This is a genomic window from Azospirillum sp. TSH64 (genome assembly GCF_003116035.1).
Lineage (GTDB): Bacteria > Pseudomonadota > Alphaproteobacteria > Azospirillales > Azospirillaceae > Azospirillum.
This window is the reverse complement of sequence record NZ_LGQW01000015.1, coordinates 6027703-6045556: the sequence shown is the minus strand read 5'-3', so window position 1 is coordinate 6045556 and position 17854 is coordinate 6027703. Positions and strand designations below refer to the sequence as shown.

Genomic DNA, 17854 nt, shown 5'->3' with positions numbered 1-17854 from the left:
CGTCGGCGCCGCGCCCTCTCCCGGCAGGCTTCACCGTTCGGGGGTCACACCCCCCGCAGGCCGCCGCGGTCGACAGTCTCCAGGAACCAGCGGTAGGTGGTGGCGAAGCCGTCGCGCAAGGACGTGGCTGCGGTCCAGCCCATTCCGCTCATCCGGCTGACGTCCATCAGCTTGCGCGGGCTGCCGTCCGGCTTGGAGGTGTCGTAGCGGAACTCGCCCTCATAGCCGACGACGTCGCGGATCAGCTCGGCCAGTTCCCGGATCGACACCTCGATCCCGGTGCCGACATTGACGTGCGGTTCGCCCGAATAATGCTGGGCCAGGAAGACCAGGCCATCGGCCAGATCGTCGGCAAACAGGAATTCGCGCCTGGGCGCTCCGGTGCCCCACAGCTCGACGAAGGGCAACCCCTCCACCTTGGCCCGGTGGATCTTGGCCAGCAACGCTGCGGCGACGTGCCCGCCCTGCAGGTCGAAATTGTCGTTCAGTCCGTAGAGATTGGTCGGCATCGCCGAGATGAAGTCGCAGCCATACTGGCGCCGGTAGGCCTGACACATCTTGATGCCGGCGATCTTGGCGATGGCATACCACTCGTTGGTCGGCTCCAGCGGGCCGGTCAGCAGGGCGTCCTCGCGCATCGGCTGCTCGGCCAGCCGCGGGTAGATGCAGGAGGATCCCAGGAAGACCAGCTTCTTCACGGCCGTCCGGTAGGCGCCATGGATGATGTTGATCTCGATCGCCAGGTTGTCGTAGAGGAACTCGGCCGGCCGGGTGGAGTTGGCGAGGATGCCGCCGACGGTGGCGGCGGCGACGAAGACCACGTCCGGCTTCGTTTCGGCCATCCAGTCCTCCACCTCCGACTGGCGGCGCAGGTCTACGCGGTCGCGCCCGACGGTGAGCAGGTCGCAGGGTTCGCGCTCCAGCCGGCGGACGACGGCGGCGCCCGCCATGCCGCGATGCCCGGCCACCCAGACCCGTTTGCCCTCCAGGGAGAAAAGCGATTCCGTCCGCACCTTGAGCACCATCCCGCTATGGAAAGCCGCCGCTGTCGTAGCATCGGGCAGGCGGGGAATCCAGTCCGCTCCGCTCGGCTTGACAAGCGCCGCCCCGGCGCGGGATCTTCCCGCCGCCCGGCGCCCACCCGGCGCCCGCCTGGGCTCGCTGACCTGCACCCAGAATTGGGGTTTCCATCATGATTCCGAACTTGGCTTTTACCTGGCAGCTCACGGAGGTCCACGGTTGGGGGCTGGTGGGTGTCCACACCGCCCTCTACCTCGCCGACGCCGGGCGGCCGCCGCTGCTGCTGGAAAAGCCGCTGATGGGCACCCTGCGCCCGGAAAACCGCGAAAAGCTGCAGCCGCTGGAAGCCCCCTACCAGCAGATCGCCGCCATGGCCGACAACGCCAAGGGCCACATGCTGCTGCTGAAGGAGTTCGACGTCCTGCACGCGCTGGGCAACGGCTTCACCGCAGGCGGTCCGTCGACGCGCTTCCGCGGCCGGCGCAACATCGGCGTCATCGCCTATGAGGATACCCGCTTCACGCCCGAGGTGATGGCCCGCGCCCGCCAGTACGACCGCATCGTCGTGCATTCCACCTACAACAAGCAGCTTCTGGAGATCTGGGGCTTCGACAATGTCGGCCTCGCCTTTCAGGGCATCGACCCGACCGAAATGGTGGAGGCTCGCCCAAGCAGCCGCTTCGGCGACCGCTTCGTCGTCTTTTCCGGCGGCAAGCTGGAGTTCCGCAAGGGCCAGGACATCGTGCTGGCCGCCTTCCTCGCCTTCCGTCAGCGCCATCCCGACGCGCTGCTGGTCACCGCTTGGCAGAACGCCTGGCCGGAGGTCGGCATGACGATGGCGGAATCGCCGCTGGCGTCGAAGCCGCCGCGGGTCATGCCCAACAACATGATCGACGTGAAGAGCTGGGCGATGGAGAACGGCGCCGACGAGGAGGGCTTCGTCGATCTGGGCTTCCTCGGCCGTCACCAGATCGCCGGGATCCTTGCCGACTGCCACGCCGCCGTCTTCCCCAACCGCTGCGAGGGGGCGACCAACCTCGTCGCCATGGAGGCGATGGCCTGCGGCGTACCGGTGGTTCTGTCCAACAACACCGGCCACCGCGACCTGCTGAAGAGCCCGACCCAGGGCGACGACCTCTGCCTGACGCTCGACCGTCAGGTTCCGGTCGCCGACCGCGAAGGCAGCCGCTTCGGCTGGGGCGAATCCTCGGTCGACGAGCTGGTGGAGGCGCTGGAGCGGCTCTACGCCGACCGTGCCGCGGCCAAGGCACGCGCCGCGCGCGCCAAGGCCTTCATCCGCACCGAGCGCAGCTGGCGCGCCTTCGCCGAGGCGTTCGTCGACGCCACGCAGTGAAACCGGGGCTTTCGCCAGGATTTTTGAGGGAGGAGGTCCGGTTATGCCCGCCAACTTGGTCCTGTTGGCCCAGCCGGGGGATGCGCGCCATCTTGCCGCCATCCTCGCCGGAGCCAACCACGACCTGACCGTCGTGACGGTCGCCGACCGCCCGCAACTGGAAGCCGCGATGGCGGACCGTGGGCAGATCGACCGCCTCGTCGCCTTCCGGACCAACTGCGTGGTGCCGGCGGAGCTGCTGCGGCGGGTTTCGGGCCCCTCCTACAATTTCCACCCGGCCCCGCCCGCCTATCCCGGCCGCTACCCCTTCGCCTTCGCACTCTATGACGGGGTGGCGGAGTATGGGGTCACCGCCCACGAAATGGTGGAGCGGGTGGATGCCGGCCCGATCGTCGGCGCACTCAGCTTCGCCCTGCCCGCCGATCCCGACCCGGTCTGGCTGATCGACCAGGCCCATACCGCGCTGGTCCATCTGTTCGTGATACTGGCGCCCCAGCTGGCGGCGACCGGCCGGCCTCTGCCCCGCACCGAGCTTGCCTGGGACCACAGCCGCCGCTGCACGGCCAAGGCGCTGGACGACCTCCGCACCCTGCCCTCCGACATCGGTGCGCAAGAGATGGAGCGCCGCATCCGGGCCTTGCGCAGCGTCGAGCAGGAGGGGATCCGCCCCCGCATCACCCTGCATGGCCGCCGCTTCGTGCTGGAGGATTAGACGCCGTCGAGGGCGTCGAGCAGACGGCGGGCGGCGGCGTCCCAGGTGAAATTGTCCATCAGATGACGGGCTGCGTCGCGGCGCTCCCCCTCGGGGTCGCGGATGACGAGGGACAGGATGTCGGCCGCGGCATCCTCGTCCGGATGCCACCAGTCCAGCCCATGGAAGGGCTGGTAATAGGCGCTGCTGTACGGCATTAGCGCCGGGCCGGTGGTGCAGGGGATCAGGTGGGCGACCCGGTCGTTCAGATAGGCGGTGTAGGCGCTGTGCCGGGGCGCGATCAGCCCGGCCCCCAGGCAGCCGGCGCGGGTGATCGGCAGGTCCCAGCCCTCGCCATGCGACAGGCTGAGATAATGGGTGGCCATGGCATAGAGGCCGGCAATTCCCGCATCGTCGTAGCGGTCGGTCAGCAGGGCGATGGGAGCCGCCTCATCCAGCCGCCGGCCGGTGGCGCGCATGCCCCCCTCGACCAGACGGCGCATCTCGCCCATGAGGGACGATCCGCCCTTTCCCACCTTCAGGATCAGGATCGCATCGTCGTCGGCACGGGTGCCGCGCAGCCAGACCCGCAGCAGCCCGGCGAGATTCTTCCGCGCGACGAAGTCGGAGATGTTGAGAACCCGCACCCGGTAATCCATCACGCTGCGACCGCCCGGACCGACGATGGGCAGCGGCTGTGCCGCCGCATCGGCCGGATGGGGGGCGATGCCGGGCGGGCAGACGCGGATGCGGTCTTCGGGATGGCCGGCGGCGATCCAGGCCAGGCGCGAGGAGTCGGTCGGCACGACGACCATCTCGTGGGCCCGGTTGCAGACGGCCCAGGAGGCCGGGATGCGCGGCCCCTCGAACATGGTGTAGTTGACCGTCGGCAGACCGGGGACCGGCTCCACCAGTGGCGGGGTCAGCACGCTGAGCGCCAGCCGCGCCCGCACCGGATCGCCGAGGCGCCGGGCGGCCGCCTGCAGGATCGGGTCGGTGAAGGCCGGGCGCCAGCTTTCCTCCCCCATCAGCCCGGCCAGCCGCAGGGTCGTCCCGCATTCCATCAGGCTGCGCACGAAATGCTGGGCGAAGTCGCCATAGCCGGACAGCACGGAGAAGGGGGCGCGGACCAGCAGCCCCTCCGGCGTGTGGGGCCGCTGGGCGTCGGCGGCGACCTGGCGGTAGAGCCGGGCGCGGGACAGTATGGGATCGCCCTGCGCGGTTTTTTGCGCGGCCTCCTGCACGCCACCCGATGGAGGGAAGTCGCCGGACGGGGCGCTTCCCGCCGCCAGCAGGGTCTCTTCCGCCAGATCCGGACGGCCGAGCGATAGCCAGGCCGCGGCCAGATGGGTGCGGGCATCGGTATGGCCGGAATGCCGGGCCAGGACGGGAGTCAACACCTCCACCGCCCCGGCATGGTCGCAGTGCGACAGCAGGGTCACCGCCAGCAGGACCTGCCGGTCGGGATCGGCGGGGCACAGCCGGGCGGCATGGCTCATGTGGCGCGTCGCCGCCGCGTAATCGCCGGTTCCGTGCAGCAGGTTGCCGAGACGGCCGTGCGCATCGGGATCCCCGGGCGTCAGCAGGCAGGCGACGCGCAGATGACGGAGGGCCTCCTGCTTGGCTCCGCGCGCCAGCATCGCCGTCGCGAGATTGATGCGCCCCTGCGCGAACAGCGGATGGCCGGCAATCAACCGATGCAGCATCCGCTCCGCCTCGTCCAGCCGGTCCGACTGGTAGAGGATGGCACCCGCCAGGCTCAAGGCGTCTCGGTCGACGGGATCCTCGCGCAGCACCTGCTCGACCAGGGACAGCGCCTCGTCCCGGCGCCCGGCCTTGTACAGTTCGATGGCGCGATCGGTGACATGTCCCATGGCGTGGCCTTGACCGGGGAAGAACAGGGGAAAGCAGACGCTTGGGCGAGGAACTCGGGCGAGGAAAACGGCACCCCGCCCGATCCCCGGCCCTTCCGGCGGCATAGCACAGGCCAATTTGGCCGGTCAAATGAACCCGGCGGCCCGATCCCCGGAGGGTGGACCGTCAGCGGCCTTTCTGGAAGGAGACCTCGGGATGAATGGTCACCTGACGCCAGGCTGTTCCCGTGGCATCGGCGCAGATTTCGGCCAGGCGGTTGAACATATTGTGGCCGTTCAGGACGGCGGCACGCTGCCGGGCCAGCAGGTCGGACACGTCGGTGTCCCTGTGCCGTTCCATGAAATCCATGATCCGCCGGTATGTCGCTTCCGGATCGCGGATGTCGATCTCGCAGAAGGTCGAGGGATCGAATGCCTCCCTGACCTTGGTGAACCCATGATAGATCGGGATCGACCAGCCGAGATAGGCGTCGGAAAGCTTCTCCGTCCAGTAATGGCTGCTCTGGTAATTCTCTATGCACAGATGGAATTTGTACGGAGCGATCGCCGCCCATTTGTTGGCGACCTCGCAATAGCCCCGGCCGTACAGGTGAAGCTTGTCACCCATGAGGTCCTTCAGCCGCCGCAGGAACTCCCCGCGGACGACATGCCCCTCGGTGAGCACCTTGTCGGATACGATGGCGGAGACGGCGAAGGCCTTGTCCAGCCCCGTCACGCCGGACAGCAGGTCGTAGCCGATGGGTCCGGAGCCGGGCCACGCCTCCACACCGGACAGCCCGATGTGCCAGGGCAGCGGAACCTGCGAGAGCAGGACGCGGGGATGCTCCAGATCCTCGTGGGAGGTGACGACCAGATCGAACTGGTCCAAATATCCGCGGCTGTAGCGGGACAGGGACGGCGGCTCCCCGGTCGCCAGGACGAGGTTGCCCTGCCGGCAGGTCACCGTCCTCGGCACGTCCAAGTCCTCGTAGACAACCACCCAGTCCGACTGCCCGCCCTGTTGGTTGGCGACGAACTGGTGGTTTCCCCAGCGCCCGGTGCCGCCGGGGGTTTGCCGCAGCCAGGGCTGGTCCCACCATTTGTACAGCAGGTTGACGGTGATCGGAGCGGACGGTGCCCCCTTCGGCTCCGCCCGGACGCGCAGGGGGGCGTTCAGGATGCGCTGCCGGCTGTCGATGTCGGCCAGTTCGGCCAGGGCTTTCTCGTCGCCGGACAGAAGGCGGGAAAGCTCGCCATAGCAGTCCTTCGCCTCGTCCAGCCGGTTGAGGCGCTTGGACAGCGCCCCGGCGAAACGCAGCAGCACGGGCTGGCCGGGAAGCAGGGCCATCGCCCGTCGCGCAAGGCGAAGCGCCTGCCCGTCCCGCCTGACGCCCTCCAGCCCCTGGGCCAGGACGAACCACTGGTTGGCATCGGCCGGATCGATGGACAGGCGGTGGACGCACTGCCGCAGCAGGGCCTCGAACTGGCCCGGGGCGGTGAACTGAAGGCGCTGACGCATCGATCGGCTGACCATTCAAAGGTTGTCTCCCCCGCCCGTCACGGCGAAGGATGAGGCTGAGAGGCGGCCAATCTCGGACAGTCCGCCCACCTTTTCAACATGAAGCGCTTATCGTCCGGCACCTGCCGTCCGGCGGATGCAGACGCTATGAAACCGGCGGGCAGGCGGCCTATAACTCCGGGATCGCCGACCGGTCCCGCTCCACCGGCCCCTTGCTGCCTGCCGCCCTTCCGAAAAAGGCTTTTCGACCCATGAAGCTCCTCCTCATCGACTCCCATTTGACGAAGGCGAGCGATGCCTACAGCGAAACGGAAGGAATGGGTGGCATCGCCTCGTCGCTGATCTACCTGTCCGACTGCCTCGCCGCCGAGGGGCACGAGGTCATGCTTGCCATCGGCAGCGGGCAGGATGCGCGCCACAGCGGGGTCAAGGTCGTCGACTGCACCAAGATCACCGCCGGGGACCTGACCGGGACCGACGCGGTCATCGTCAGCAACAACGCCGACAACGTGACGGCGGTGAAGCGCTTTGTCCCCTCCGTGCCCGTCTTCCTGTGGGTCCATATCCAGCACGATGTGTGGTTCCACGACCTGAAATGCCTGGCCCATTATCTGGACACCGACCACGCGCGCTCCGCCGACGGCATCGTGTTTGTCAGCGAATGGCAGAAGCGGGTCTTCCTGGAGAAGTTCAGGGACACCATCCCGGCGGAGCGGTGCCATGTGATCCGCAACGCCTGCAACCCCTTCGTCCTGCGGCGGCATCACGATGAGGCGGGGCTGTTCGCGGCCAAGCGGGCGGCACTGGAGGTGGCCTATGTCTCGGCACCGACGCGCGGACTGGAAACCCTGTTGAAGCTGTGGCCGGAGGTGCGGGCGAAATGCCCGGCCGCAACGCTGACCGTTTATTCCGGGCAGTCGATCTACGGTGTCGCGCAGGCCGACGACCCCATCCACCGCCTGCTCAGCGGCATGACGATGGAAGGCGTCGACTATCGCGGCCCGCTTTCCCATGCCCGCCTGACCGAGCGGCTGCTGAACACCGCCGTCGTCGCCTACCCCACCGCCTTCGAGGAGACCTCCGGCATCGCCCCCATCGAGGCGCTCGCCGCCGGCTGCAGCCTCGTCTGCACGGACCGCGGCGCACTGCCGGAAAGCGCGGCCGGCTTCGCCACCATGGTCCCCTATGGCGAGGGCGGGGGCGGGTTCGAAAAGGCCTTCACCGACGCCCTGATCGCCAAGATCGGGCAGTGGAGCGACGGCGACGGAGCGGACCTCCAGGCGTCGCTCCGGCACCAGCGGCAGGCGATCGGCGCCAATTACCGCTGGGAAAACCGGGCGCTGGAATGGAAGTCGCTGATCGCCCTGTACCGGATGGGGCGCTGACCGGCCCGTCACCGGATCCGCCGAACGGCGGAAGCCGGGTCATTTCAGAGAGGCATTCGGTTCGCTGCTTACGGCAAGACGGAGTGCTTCCACATCGCCGCCGAATATGTGGTGGGCCAACTTGCGGATTTTGTCGCTGGGCCAGGACCACCAGCGTATCGACAGAAGGAAGTCGACATCGGCGTCGGGGAGCCGCTTGCGGACGATGTGGGCAGGATTCCCGGCCACCACACTATAGGGCGGGATGTCCCGGGACACGACAGCGCGCGCGCCGATGACGGCTCCATCCCCCACAGTGACGCCGGAAAGTATGGATGCCCCTTCCCCGATCCACACGTCGTTGCCGATGATGACGGGACCTTTGCTGAACGTGCTGTTCGGCCCGGCAAGTTCAGGCATCCATTCCGCCAGCATTTCGGCCGGGTAGGTCGAGACACCATCCATGGCGTGCATTCCGCCAAAGTAAATATGAACGCCATCTGCAACCGAACAGAATCTTCCGATTTCGATCCGCCCAGACTCCCCATAGGAAACGATCTCAAGAGGTGCAGAAAAATAGGTGAACGCTCCGACGAAAACCAAACACGGATTTCCATTTGCACTAAAACTGTATGCGGTGTCTCTGTCTTTTGCTTTATGATTGAATGCAATATACATGGTTTCTATACCTGATTATCGCAGTAAATCAGAATTTCTGGATCGCCTGCGGGCTGAATAGCACGCCTGATCGACGTCTGCGTGGGTCTCACTCCTTGCGCGCCACGAAGATGATCGGCGTTTCCCAATGCAGGCGCCGGGCGAGCCAGATCGCCGGTTCCAGCAGGCCGGAGCGGTGGACGAAGGTGACGATGCGCTTGGCGACCGACAGAGCCGCCCAGTCGCCGAAGCCCAGCGTGCGCAGCCGCTGCTCGAAGACGCCCCAGCCCCAGTCCAGCACCTCCAGCCGGCCAGGATGGCGGCCGAGCCAGCGGTCGAACCAGGGACGGTCGATCAGGTTGAGGGTGTCGACATAGGATGGGTCGCGGCCGAACAGCCGGACATAGAGCTTCGCCAGACCGGCCGGCATCCGCGGCAGCCAGAGGATGCCGTAATGCCCCTCCCACCAGGAGCCGTAATTCGGCACGACGATCAGCAGCAGCCCGCCCGGCTTCAGCACCCGCAGCGCCTCGTCCAGCACCGCCGCCGGATCGCCGACATGCTCCAGCACGTTGGAGGAATAGACGATGTCGAAGCTGGCGTCCGGAAAGGGGATCGCCTCGCCGGTGGCGTCGCGCACCGCATCCGCCGGCAGGCCGTAATGCTCGATCAGCCGGCGGCAGACATCGAGCGTGGAGCTGTATTCGCCCATGCTGGGCTCGATGCCGTGGATGTCCAGCCCGTGCGCCGTGTGCCCGCGCACCACGGTCATGCCGCAGCCGGACCCGACCTCCAGGATGCGGGCCTTGCCGGCATCGACGCCGGCAGCCGCGGCCGTCCGCCGCAGTTCCGCCACCTGTTCGTCGGCGCGCGCCTCCGACAGCATGTCGCGCACGACGTCCTTCACCGGCACGCGGGTGACGCCGCCGATGAAGCCGCTGTCAATGTAGCCGCGGGACAGCAGCCGGCCCAGCTCCTCCCAGTCGGGGGGAGCCGCCCGGTCCTGCCAGCCCGCCGCCGCCTCAGCCATTCTTCGTCGCCCGGATCACGAAGATCGTGGCGCTCTTCATCCGGCCCAGCCGGTCCTGGATGCAGTCGGCCTTGAAGCCGTTGCGCTCGAACAGCGCCACGATCTCCTCGATCGAATAGAAGGTCTTGTAGGGCGGGTAGTACCAGTCCTCGACCTGGGCCTGGATCGACACGTTGTCGGCGCGGCGGTTGATCTCCTGACCCTTCAGCGCACAGGCGACCTTGGTCAGGCCGGTGAAGAAGCCGCCGACCAGCTTGCGCCGGGCCGGCGTGTCCATGTAGGCGCGGCAGAAATGGCGCACGCCCTCATGCACCGGCGACAGCCAGGTCTTCAGGTAGAGGCCGAGATAGACGGTGCCGCCCGGCTTGGTGACGGCCATCAGGTTGCGCATCACCTTCATCGGGTCGGGCGCCATCATCGCGACCCCCCAGCACCAGACCAGATCGAACGGACCGAGGTTGGTGTCCAGCTCCTGCAGATCCTGGTGGTGGAATTCGATGTTGTCGCGGCCGAAGCGCTGGGCCTGCTGGCGGGCGGTGGCGAGGCTGTCCGACGAGACGTCGACCGACACCACCCGCTCCGCCATTTCCGACAGGATGACGGAGCAGATGCCGTGGCCGCAGCCGGCATCCAGAGCCTGGCCGATCTGCCGCTCGGTCAGCGTCTCCAGCATGTACTTCTTGGTCTCGTCGTAGATCGGCACGAAACGGGGCCAGAAGTCGTCGTAGAATTCCTTGGTCGCGAGATCCATGGGGCTGCCCTCCTGCCCTTTTCGAGGGCGTCGCGTTGATCGTGATGGCGGTGGTCTTAAGGGGTGCCGGACGAACTCGTCCAGGGGGAATAGGGCCTGATCCGCTGCGCCGCCGCATCCGGCTCGACGAACAGGCGGGCGTTGCGGTTCAGCAGGGCCGCAAGCTGGCTGTAACCGCTCTGGGCGCTGACGCCCAGCACGTCGGCGTTCATCAGCACGTGGAAATCCTGCAGGAACTCCAGCCCCTTCCACGGCTCGACCGCCCCGTCCTTCGCCAGATCGTCGAGCGAAACCGGCGCGAACTCCGCGAAGTCGCCAATGGTCGCCGGGTCGTCGGTGGCGATGTACAGCACCGGCCGGTCCAGCGTCGGCCACAGCGCCTTCAGCCAGTCGACGTACCAAGAGGTCTCGGTGATGGTGTAGCGGAACCAGACGAAGTCACCGCGGCGGATGTGCAGGGCCACCACCGTGTTGCCGCGTGCCTTCAATGCCTGCATCACCGGATCGACATAAGGCAGCCAGTCGGGCCGCGGCCGCAGCCAGGACTGCACCCGCTCGCGCCACGCCTCGCGATACTCGAACAGGAACAGCGGCGAAAGGATGTCGACGCCGGGGCGCGGGTCGCAGCGCCGCCCGGTCACCAGGTCGTTCAGGATGCGCCGGCCGAAATGCATCGGCTTCAGCCCGCCACCGGGCCTGGGATCGTCGAGATCGAAGTAATAGCCGCCGACCCAGTCCGGCGTCTCCAGCCGGTAGCCGTAGGTCTCGGCATAGAGCCGCAGCAGCACATATTCCAGGACGTTGTGGGCAAAGCGGCCATGGGTCGCCAGCGTGGACGAACAGATGCGCGGCAGGGACGGGTCGGGGTTGGCCGGACGTTCCAGCCGCCGGCCCTGCCGGGCCAGGGCCTGCTGCAGCCCGGCGATCGACTTCACCGTGAAGAAGCGGCTGCCATGGCCATGAACCCCGGCCAGCACATCCACCGCACGGTCGATCTCGCCGGCGGCCAGCCAGTTCTCGGCGACCGCGGTCAGGCATTCGATCCTGAAGGCGTTGGGATCGGCCGCATGCGGATAGCGGTAGTCGGCGAAGAAGCGCCGCGCCTCCTCATGCCGCCCCTGGCGCGCCAGCAGGGCCGACAGCATGTCGATGGCGCCGTGCACATCGGTGCCCGGCCGGGTCAGCGCCAGACGCAGCACCTGTTCCGCCTCGGCCAGCCGGCCAAGGCCGGTCAGCACGTCGGCCAGCCGGGTCAGCGCCAGAGTGACGCCGGCACGCGCCGCGGCGGCATAGCTGTCGACCGCCGCATCGGCGAGGCCGGCGGCATGCTGGGCGTTGCCCTGGTTGTAGAGTGTACTCCCCTGCCCCGGCTCAAGGATGAGTGAGCGGCGGAAGGAGACCAGGGCACCGGAAGGATCGCCCAATTCAAGCTGGATGTTTCCAAGCTTTGCATAGGCACTGGCAAAGCCCGGATGCAGGGCGAGCGACCTCTGCTGGCTTGCCTGCGCCTCATCCACCGCTCCGTCCTGCCGCAGCGCGATTCCGAGGTCGTGATAGCTTTCGGGACGATGGGGGTTCAGCCGCAGGGCGCGGCGATAGGCCATGGCGGCCGTCGCCCAGTCGCGCGGCCCGCCACGTCCGCCCAGCAGGGCGGCAAGCGCCAGATGCGCCCCTTCCAGCGACGGGTCAAGCTGGATCGCCCGGTGGTATGCCGCGGCGGCGGCATCCACTTGCCCCAATTCGGACAGGGTGCTGCCAAGGTTGCAGGCGGCGTCCGCCATCTCCGGCGCGATGTCGAGAGCGGCCCGGATCAGGTCCAGCGCCTTGTCCCGGCGGTTCTGGCGCCGCTCGATCAGCCCCAGCAGATGCAGGGCATGGGCATTGCGTGGATCGACCTCCAGAATGCGCAGATAGAGCGCGCGCGCCTCGTCCAGGCGGTCGGCACGCTGAAGTCCCACGGCGATCTGCAATGCTTCGGCGACGGTAGCCATGACAATCCGTGCTGTGCGGCCTCCGGCCCCGGCTCCACGGCCGCACCCGACCGGGGCCGCCGGGGATGGCCGGCCCGTTCGGCGCGCACCCTATCGTTCCGCGATAGGCGCTTCAACTCCGTTCGTGCCGCCGCCGACTTCTCCATCGCCCTGCCGGAAAGCCGATAATGCGGCACGATGCCCGTGCCTTATCTGGGATCGGGCGCAACGCCCCTTGCCTTGCCAGGATCCTTTGAGGATAGTGCCCGATCATTAACGCCGTACAGATCAAGGGTCGGTCCTTTGCGCAAAGTTGCCCTCATCACCGGCGCCACCGGCCAGGATGGCGCGTATCTTGCCGAGCTTCTGCTGGGGAAGGGCTATATCGTCCACGGCATCAAGCGCCGGTCGTCGTCCTTCAACACGGGGCGGGTGGAGCATCTCTACCGGGATCCGCATGAGGAGGACGTCAGCTTCTTCATGCATTACGGCGACCTGACGGACAGCACCAACCTGATCCGCCTAGTCCAGCAGGTGCAGCCGACCGAGATCTACAATCTGGCGGCCCAGAGCCACGTGCATGTGAGCTTCGAGACGCCGGAATATACCGCCAACGCCGACGGCATCGGCACGCTGCGTCTTCTGGAGGCGATCCGTATCCTGGGTCTGGAGAAGACCGCGCGCTTCTACCAGGCCTCCACCTCGGAGCTGTACGGCAAGGTACAGGAGACGCCGCAGCGCGAGACCACGCCCTTCTACCCGCGCAGCCCCTACGCCGCGGCCAAGCTGTACGCCTACTGGATCACGGTGAACTACCGCGAGGCCTACGGGATGCACGCCAGCAACGGCATCCTGTTCAACCATGAAGGCCCGACCCGCGGCGAGACCTTCGTCACCCGCAAGATCACCCGCGCGGTGGCCAGCATCGAGCAGGGCCGCCAGGACTGCCTGTATCTCGGCAACCTGGACGCCAAGCGCGACTGGGGCCATGCGCGCGACTATGTCGAGGGCATGTGGCGCATCCTGCAGCAGGACGAGGCGGACGACTACGTGCTGGCCACCGGCGAGACCCACAGCGTGCGCGAGTTCGTCGAGCTGGCCTTCGGCCACATCGGCCGCGGGATCGAATGGCGCGGCGAAGGCGTAGACGAGGAAGGCATCTGCCAGAAGACCGGCAAGGTGGTGGTCCGCATCGACCCGCGCTATTTCCGCCCGACCGAGGTCGACCTGCTGCTGGGCGACCCCAGCAAGGCGCGCGAGAAGCTGGGCTGGACCCACACCACCGCGTTCCGCGATCTGGTCCGGGAGATGGTCGAGTCCGACATGCGTCTTCTCGCCGGCGGCGGCGATCACCGCTGACACCGCCACCCGCGGCCGCTCAGTGACCGCCCAGCAACCGATGTAGGCGCCGTCCGATGACCATTGGAGGAGTGGCCCGAAGCGAGCCGAAGACCGCACTGATCTTCGGCGTTTCGGGCCAGGATGGCGCCTATCTCTCCCAGCTTCTGCTGGACAAGGGCTATGCGGTCCACGGCACCTCGCGCGACCGGGAGATGGCGGGCTTCGCCAATTTGCGGCGGCTCGGCATTTTCGGCCGGGTGATCCTCCATTCCTCCGTGCTGACCGACTTCCGCAGCGTGGTCGAGGTCATCGCCCGGGTCCGGCCGGCCGAGATCTACAATCTCGCCAGCCAAGCCTCGGTCGGACTGTCCTTCGACCAGCCGGTCGAGACGCTGAACAGCACCATCTCCAGCACCATCAACATTCTGGAAGCGATCCGCTTCCTGAAGCTGGATACCCGCTTCTACAGCGCCTGCTCCAGCGAATGTTTCGGCAACACCAAGGCGCCGGCGGACGAATCCACCCCCTTTCATCCGCGCAGCCCCTATGGCGTCGGCAAGGCCGCCGCCTTCTGGGCGGTCGCCAACTACCGCGAGGCCTACGGCCTGTTCGCCTGCTCCGGCATCCTGTTCAATCATGAATCGCCGTTGCGGCCCACCCGTTACGTCACGCAGAAGATCATCCGCGGGGCTGCCGACATCGCCGAGGGAAAGACCGACGTCCTGGAGCTGGGGACGCTGTCGATCGCCCGCGACTGGGGCTGGGCCCCGGAATATGTCGACGCCATGGCCCGCATGCTGGCTCTGGACGAACCCCATGATTTCGTGATCGCCACCGGCGAGGCGAACCGGCTGGAGGAATTCGTCGCCCAGGCCTTCTCCTATTTCGGCCTGGACTGGCGCCGTCACGTCAGCGGCAATCCGGACCTGCTCCGCCCCTCGGACATCGCCTTCAGCGTGGGCAACTCCGCCAAGGCGGACCGGATGCTAGGATGGCGTGCCGAACGCCGCATGGCCCAGGTGGTCGCCGGGCTGGCGGATGCCGAAATGGCACGCCGGTCGGTCGCCTGAGTCCCCGTCCCAATTCGCTTTCCGAGACCCTAATCCGTCCGGAACAGCCTTCCGAAGAAAGCCCGCCCCATGTCGGCCAGGAGCAAGCTCGTCATCAACATCGAGGTGGACGACCGCACCGTCCTGTTCCCGGACGGAAAGTTCCTGTCCCACATCGCCTTGCATGAAGGCGAAGCGGCGGACGGCGAAGGCGTCCTGCGGTTGGAGGGCGTCTTCCTGTTCAACGAAAGCCGGCTCGGGCCGGAGATAGCCTCCCTGGACGTCGAGGACGCCCGCGAGCTTGCGCGGTCGATCCTGGACGCCGTGTTCCAGGGCCGCACCCAGCATGTCCTGTCGGAGACGGCCAAGGTCGCTGTGGTCTTCAACCCGAACGGCTTTGTCCTGCGCTTCGGCGAAGGGGCGGCCCTGCGGGAGCTGTTCATCGGCTCTCCCGCCATCGTCCGGTTGGCCCAGGGCGTCCTGCGGATGGCCGACCGCCTGTCGGCCCTGCCCGCGCACTGATCCCCCCAAACGGCTTGGCCGCGCTCCGGTCAGGACGTTTCCTGGAAAAAGCGTTCGATCGCCCGGATCGACGTCCCGTCGTCGAACAGGACGGCGCTTCGCTCAAGGATGCGCTGCCGGACCTGGGCGCGCAGCCGCTGATCGGTGCCGAGCCGGACAGCCCGATCGACATAATCGGCCGGATCGTTCGCCACGCAGTCGTCAAGCCCCATCAGCCTGTAGAAGCCCAGGGTATGGCGTCCGCGCATGAAGGCGCCGGGCCAGGTCACCACCGGCGTGCCGAAGGCCAGGGCCTCCAGGCTTGTCTTGCCACCGCTGTAATGGAACGGGTCGAGCATGACATCGGCGTCGGCGGTCAGTGCGATGAAATCCGCGGTCCCCAGCCCCGGCAGCAGGTGGATGCGGGCGGCCACATCGGGTCCCTTGGCGCTCAGCCGCCGCGTCAGGGCAGCGCCTTGGCCGCGCGGATCGACAAAGACTAGGATGCCGTCACGATCCCGTCGCAGAATGGCGATCAGGGCGTCGTCATAGACGGGATGAATCTTGAACAAGCTCTGCGGACAGAGGTAGAGCCGGCTTTCGGCGGCCAAGCCGAAATCGATGCGGGTCTTGCGCGGTTCGGCCAGCCGCGGGCGCCGGTAGCAGACGGTCGGGCCAGGCAAGCGGATCAGGCGTTCGCTGTAATGAGCCTCGCCATCCTCCGGCTCCATCACATCGCAGCTCAAGAAGACGTCCAAGGTGGGAATGCCGGTGGTGTCCGGATGCCCCCAGCTCAGGCATTGCCGCGGCGCCAGCCGGGCAAAGGCGAGGAAGTAGGTGAAGGGCGACATGCCAATGTCGGTGTAGTACAGGACATCCAAGCGCTCCTCGGCGACGATATGCCGTGCGGCACCGAGATCGTGCGGAATGTCGACCGCGCGGTCCGCCACGGTGCGCAAGTGGCGCCGCAGGTCGTCGTCCGGCCCTGGCGTGAGGAAGAGCACCACCTCGAAGCGTTCGCGCGACAGCCGCTCGATCAGCCCCTCGTTCAGCATGCCGATGGTGTGGTTGTGGAAATAGTCGGAGATGAAGCCGACGCGGAGCCGCCGACCGGCCCTGTCCTCCGCCGCGCTGGGCCATCCGGACTCCCGGCAATGCGCGGCGGTGTAGAGCAAGGAGGGGCAAGCCTCCTGGTACAAGGCAGCCAGTTCGCCGTTCAAGGCACGATTGTCGAGCCCATGATAGGACAGGAAAAAGGACGTGACGCCGACCTCGCGCAGCGGATTGTCGATGCGCAGGCCGTGCTCGCGCGCCTGCCGCAGCACGGCGGCGCAATGGGCGCGGCTTTCCTCGATCTCGGCCGCTGAATGGGGGATGGCCGGCAAGGTCAGCGCCTCGCGCACCAAAAGCCCGTCTCCTCCGCCCAACCGCCAAGCCCGGCGGTAAGCCCGCCGCGCCTCCTCCAGTTGGCCGGCACGCTGGGCAACGATGGCGACCTTGCGGTAGGCCTCGGCCACGTTGGGTTCCAGCGCCAGCCGATGCTTCAAGGGAGTGAGCGCTTGCGGGTTATCGCCCTGCTCGCTCATGCAGCTTCCCAACCCGTCGAGCAACCGGGCATCGCCCGGCCGCAGCCGCAAGGCGCGACGGAAAGCCGCATCGGCTTTGATACCAAGGGAATGAAGCAGGATGGCCAGGTTCACCGCATAGACCGGCTGGCCCGGATCAAGAAGCATGGCCGTACCAATGTGGGCCAGCCCCTCCTCGCCATGGCCGGATGCGCACAAGGCGGTGCCGAGCATGTGGCGGGTGACGGCATGATCGGGCGCCAGCCGCAGCACCTCCCGCGCGAGCGCCGCTGCCTCGGCGAAATGCCCGGCGGCATGACGCTGCTGGGCATGGGTGAAGACATCTTGGATCAAGGCCATCGGGAACCGAAACACCGCTTACCGGAATAGGTCCGCACAAAGGGAAAGGGGGCGCCCCTGCGGGCGCCCCCTCCTTTTAGCAGGCTTGGGCTCAGGCCCCCATCATCAACCGAGGTTGATGTCGGAGAGCGAGAGGACGGTGCCGTTGTAGACGCCGAGCAGCCGGACCTCGGTGGCGGCCACCTGGCCGTCGCCGTTGGTGTCGACCACTTGGTACAGGCCGGAGCTGGTGCCGTTGTTGGCCAGAACCAGCGTGCTTGCACCAGCCGACGAGTTCGTCAGCGTCCCCAGGGCCGAGCGGAAGCTGGCCAGCGAAGCGTCCGTCAGGCTGCCGCTGACGACCGAGGTCAGGCTCACCAGCTCGTTGGAGCCGATGTTCACGCCGTTGGTCGCAGCAGAGGCCGTCGAGAGCGAGGCATCGCCATTCTTGTCCGCAGCGGTCCGGGCCGTACCGGTCAGCTGCACTTTGTCGGTGCCCGACTGGAAGTTCGAGACCGAGACGAAGCCGGTGTTCACGCCCAACGTCGAGTTGTCGGGGGCCGAGATGTCGGTGAAGGACGAGTACACCACCGTGTCGGTGCCGCTGCCCGAAGCCAGGGCGATGCTGTCGCCTGAACCCGCCTGGAAGCGGATGCCCGCACCGCCGGTCACCGTGATGGCGTCGGTGCCCGTGCCGCCGACCAGCGTCTCGACGCCCGAGACCGACATCGTCACACCGGTGTTGCCCAGCGTGATGACGTCGTTGCCGGCGCCGCCGGTCAGCGTCTCGATGCCGCGCAGCAGGACCGTGTTGCCGCCGTCGCCGAGGCTGACGATGTCGGAACCGGAG

Annotated in this window: 14 protein-coding genes and 1 pseudogene; 6 read left to right on the top strand and 9 right to left on the bottom strand. The window is 67.3% G+C overall.

The genetic code is table 11. From position 1 onward, the window contains the following. Positions 1 to 44: 44 nt before the first annotated feature. A complete protein-coding gene (locus TSH64_RS28790) occupies positions 45 to 1013 on the bottom strand; it encodes a GDP-L-fucose synthase (protein ID WP_282188131.1) in 969 nt (322 codons plus the stop codon). A 236-nt stretch (positions 1014 to 1249) separates the two neighbouring features. On the opposite strand from TSH64_RS28790, the gene TSH64_RS28780 reads away from it, so the two are divergent. Beyond that, entirely contained in the window at positions 1250 to 2374 is a 1125-nt protein-coding gene (locus tag TSH64_RS28780; protein ID WP_247872676.1) for a glycosyltransferase family 4 protein, read from the top strand. Positions 2375 to 2417: 43 nt separating this feature from the next. Then, positions 2418 to 3086, top strand: coding sequence for a formyltransferase family protein (locus TSH64_RS28775; protein WP_109095161.1), 669 nt, complete (start codon positions 2418 to 2420; stop codon positions 3084 to 3086). On the opposite strand, the gene TSH64_RS28770 is transcribed toward TSH64_RS28775, so the two are convergent. Then, on the bottom strand, positions 3083 to 4939 hold the full coding sequence (locus tag TSH64_RS28770; RefSeq protein WP_109095162.1) for a tetratricopeptide repeat protein: 1857 nt from the start codon (positions 4937 to 4939) through the stop codon (positions 3083 to 3085). The two genes, TSH64_RS28775 and TSH64_RS28770, sit on opposite strands and share 4 nt — an antisense overlap. Positions 4940 to 5105: 166 nt before the next feature. Beyond that, positions 5106 to 6437, bottom strand: a complete 1332-nt coding sequence (locus tag TSH64_RS28765) for a glycosyltransferase family 10 (RefSeq protein ID WP_158285311.1) — start codon at positions 6435 to 6437, stop codon at positions 5106 to 5108. A gap of 251 nt (positions 6438 to 6688) precedes the next feature. Here TSH64_RS28765 and TSH64_RS28760 point away from each other — a divergent pair, with 251 nt between their 5' ends. After that, complete coding sequence (locus TSH64_RS28760; RefSeq protein WP_158285312.1) at positions 6689 to 7822, top strand: glycosyltransferase family 4 protein; 1134 nt, start codon at positions 6689 to 6691, stop codon at positions 7820 to 7822. A 39-nt stretch (positions 7823 to 7861) separates the two neighbouring features. Here TSH64_RS28760 and TSH64_RS28755 read toward each other — a convergent pair whose 3' ends face one another. From TSH64_RS28755 to TSH64_RS28740, 4 genes are all read right to left on the bottom strand, one after another. Further along, a complete protein-coding gene (locus TSH64_RS28755; RefSeq protein ID WP_109095165.1) occupies positions 7862 to 8479 on the bottom strand; it encodes a CatB-related O-acetyltransferase in 618 nt (205 codons plus the stop codon). A gap of 88 nt (positions 8480 to 8567) precedes the next feature. Beyond that, a complete protein-coding gene (locus TSH64_RS28750; RefSeq protein WP_109095166.1) occupies positions 8568 to 9488 on the bottom strand; it encodes a class I SAM-dependent methyltransferase in 921 nt (306 codons plus the stop codon). Beyond that, positions 9481 to 10239, bottom strand: coding sequence for a class I SAM-dependent methyltransferase (locus TSH64_RS28745; protein WP_109095167.1), 759 nt, complete (start codon positions 10237 to 10239; stop codon positions 9481 to 9483). Before TSH64_RS28745 ends, TSH64_RS28750 begins: the two co-directional genes overlap by 8 nt. 56 nt (positions 10240 to 10295) lie before the next feature. After that, a complete protein-coding gene (locus TSH64_RS28740; protein WP_109095168.1) occupies positions 10296 to 12230 on the bottom strand; it encodes a tetratricopeptide repeat protein in 1935 nt (644 codons plus the stop codon). A 282-nt stretch (positions 12231 to 12512) separates the two neighbouring features. On the opposite strand from TSH64_RS28740, the gene gmd reads away from it, so the two are divergent. From gmd to TSH64_RS28725, 3 genes are all read left to right on the top strand, one after another. Next, the gene (gene gmd, locus TSH64_RS28735; RefSeq protein ID WP_247872677.1) at positions 12513 to 13568 is read left to right on the top strand and encodes a GDP-mannose 4,6-dehydratase; all 1056 of its coding nucleotides are present in this window, start codon (positions 12513 to 12515) and stop codon (positions 13566 to 13568) included. Positions 13569 to 13624: 56 nt separating this feature from the next. Beyond that, on the top strand, positions 13625 to 14620 hold the full coding sequence (locus TSH64_RS28730) for a GDP-mannose 4,6-dehydratase (protein WP_109095170.1): 996 nt from the start codon (positions 13625 to 13627) through the stop codon (positions 14618 to 14620). Positions 14621 to 14689: 69 nt separating this feature from the next. Then, positions 14690 to 15121, top strand: coding sequence for a hypothetical protein (locus TSH64_RS28725; protein WP_109095171.1), 432 nt, complete (start codon positions 14690 to 14692; stop codon positions 15119 to 15121). Positions 15122 to 15150: 29 nt separating this feature from the next. On the opposite strand, the gene TSH64_RS28720 is transcribed toward TSH64_RS28725, so the two are convergent. Together TSH64_RS28720 and TSH64_RS28715 are read right to left on the bottom strand one after the other, a co-directional pair. After that, the gene (locus tag TSH64_RS28720) at positions 15151 to 17025 is read right to left on the bottom strand and encodes a tetratricopeptide repeat protein (RefSeq protein ID WP_109095172.1); all 1875 of its coding nucleotides are present in this window, start codon (positions 17023 to 17025) and stop codon (positions 15151 to 15153) included. A gap of 105 nt (positions 17026 to 17130) precedes the next feature. Further along, positions 17131 to 17854 (bottom strand): annotated as a pseudogene (locus TSH64_RS28715) (hypothetical protein); the annotation flags it as partial.

What these genes read in the sequence shown, in the direction of transcription:
- TSH64_RS28775 (WP_109095161.1), top strand. Translation starts at nt 2,418, where the DNA reads ATGCCCGCCAACTTGGTCCTGTTGGCCCAGCCGGGGGATGCGCGCCAT.
- TSH64_RS28770 (WP_109095162.1), bottom strand. Translation starts at nt 4,939, where the DNA reads ATGGGACATGTCACCGATCGCGCCATCGAACTGTACAAGGCCGGGCGC.
- TSH64_RS28765 (WP_158285311.1), bottom strand. Translation starts at nt 6,437, where the DNA reads ATGCGTCAGCGCCTTCAGTTCACCGCCCCGGGCCAGTTCGAGGCCCTG.
- TSH64_RS28760 (WP_158285312.1), top strand. Translation starts at nt 6,689, where the DNA reads ATGAAGCTCCTCCTCATCGACTCCCATTTGACGAAGGCGAGCGATGCC.
- TSH64_RS28755 (WP_109095165.1), bottom strand. Translation starts at nt 8,479, where the DNA reads ATGTATATTGCATTCAATCATAAAGCAAAAGACAGAGACACCGCATAC.
- TSH64_RS28750 (WP_109095166.1), bottom strand. Translation starts at nt 9,488, where the DNA reads ATGGCTGAGGCGGCGGCGGGCTGGCAGGACCGGGCGGCTCCCCCCGAC.
- TSH64_RS28745 (WP_109095167.1), bottom strand. Translation starts at nt 10,239, where the DNA reads ATGGATCTCGCGACCAAGGAATTCTACGACGACTTCTGGCCCCGTTTC.
- TSH64_RS28740 (WP_109095168.1), bottom strand. Translation starts at nt 12,230, where the DNA reads ATGGCTACCGTCGCCGAAGCATTGCAGATCGCCGTGGGACTTCAGCGT.
- TSH64_RS28730 (WP_109095170.1), top strand. Translation starts at nt 13,625, where the DNA reads ATGACCATTGGAGGAGTGGCCCGAAGCGAGCCGAAGACCGCACTGATC.
- TSH64_RS28725 (WP_109095171.1), top strand. Translation starts at nt 14,690, where the DNA reads ATGTCGGCCAGGAGCAAGCTCGTCATCAACATCGAGGTGGACGACCGC.
- TSH64_RS28720 (WP_109095172.1), bottom strand. Translation starts at nt 17,025, where the DNA reads ATGGCCTTGATCCAAGATGTCTTCACCCATGCCCAGCAGCGTCATGCC.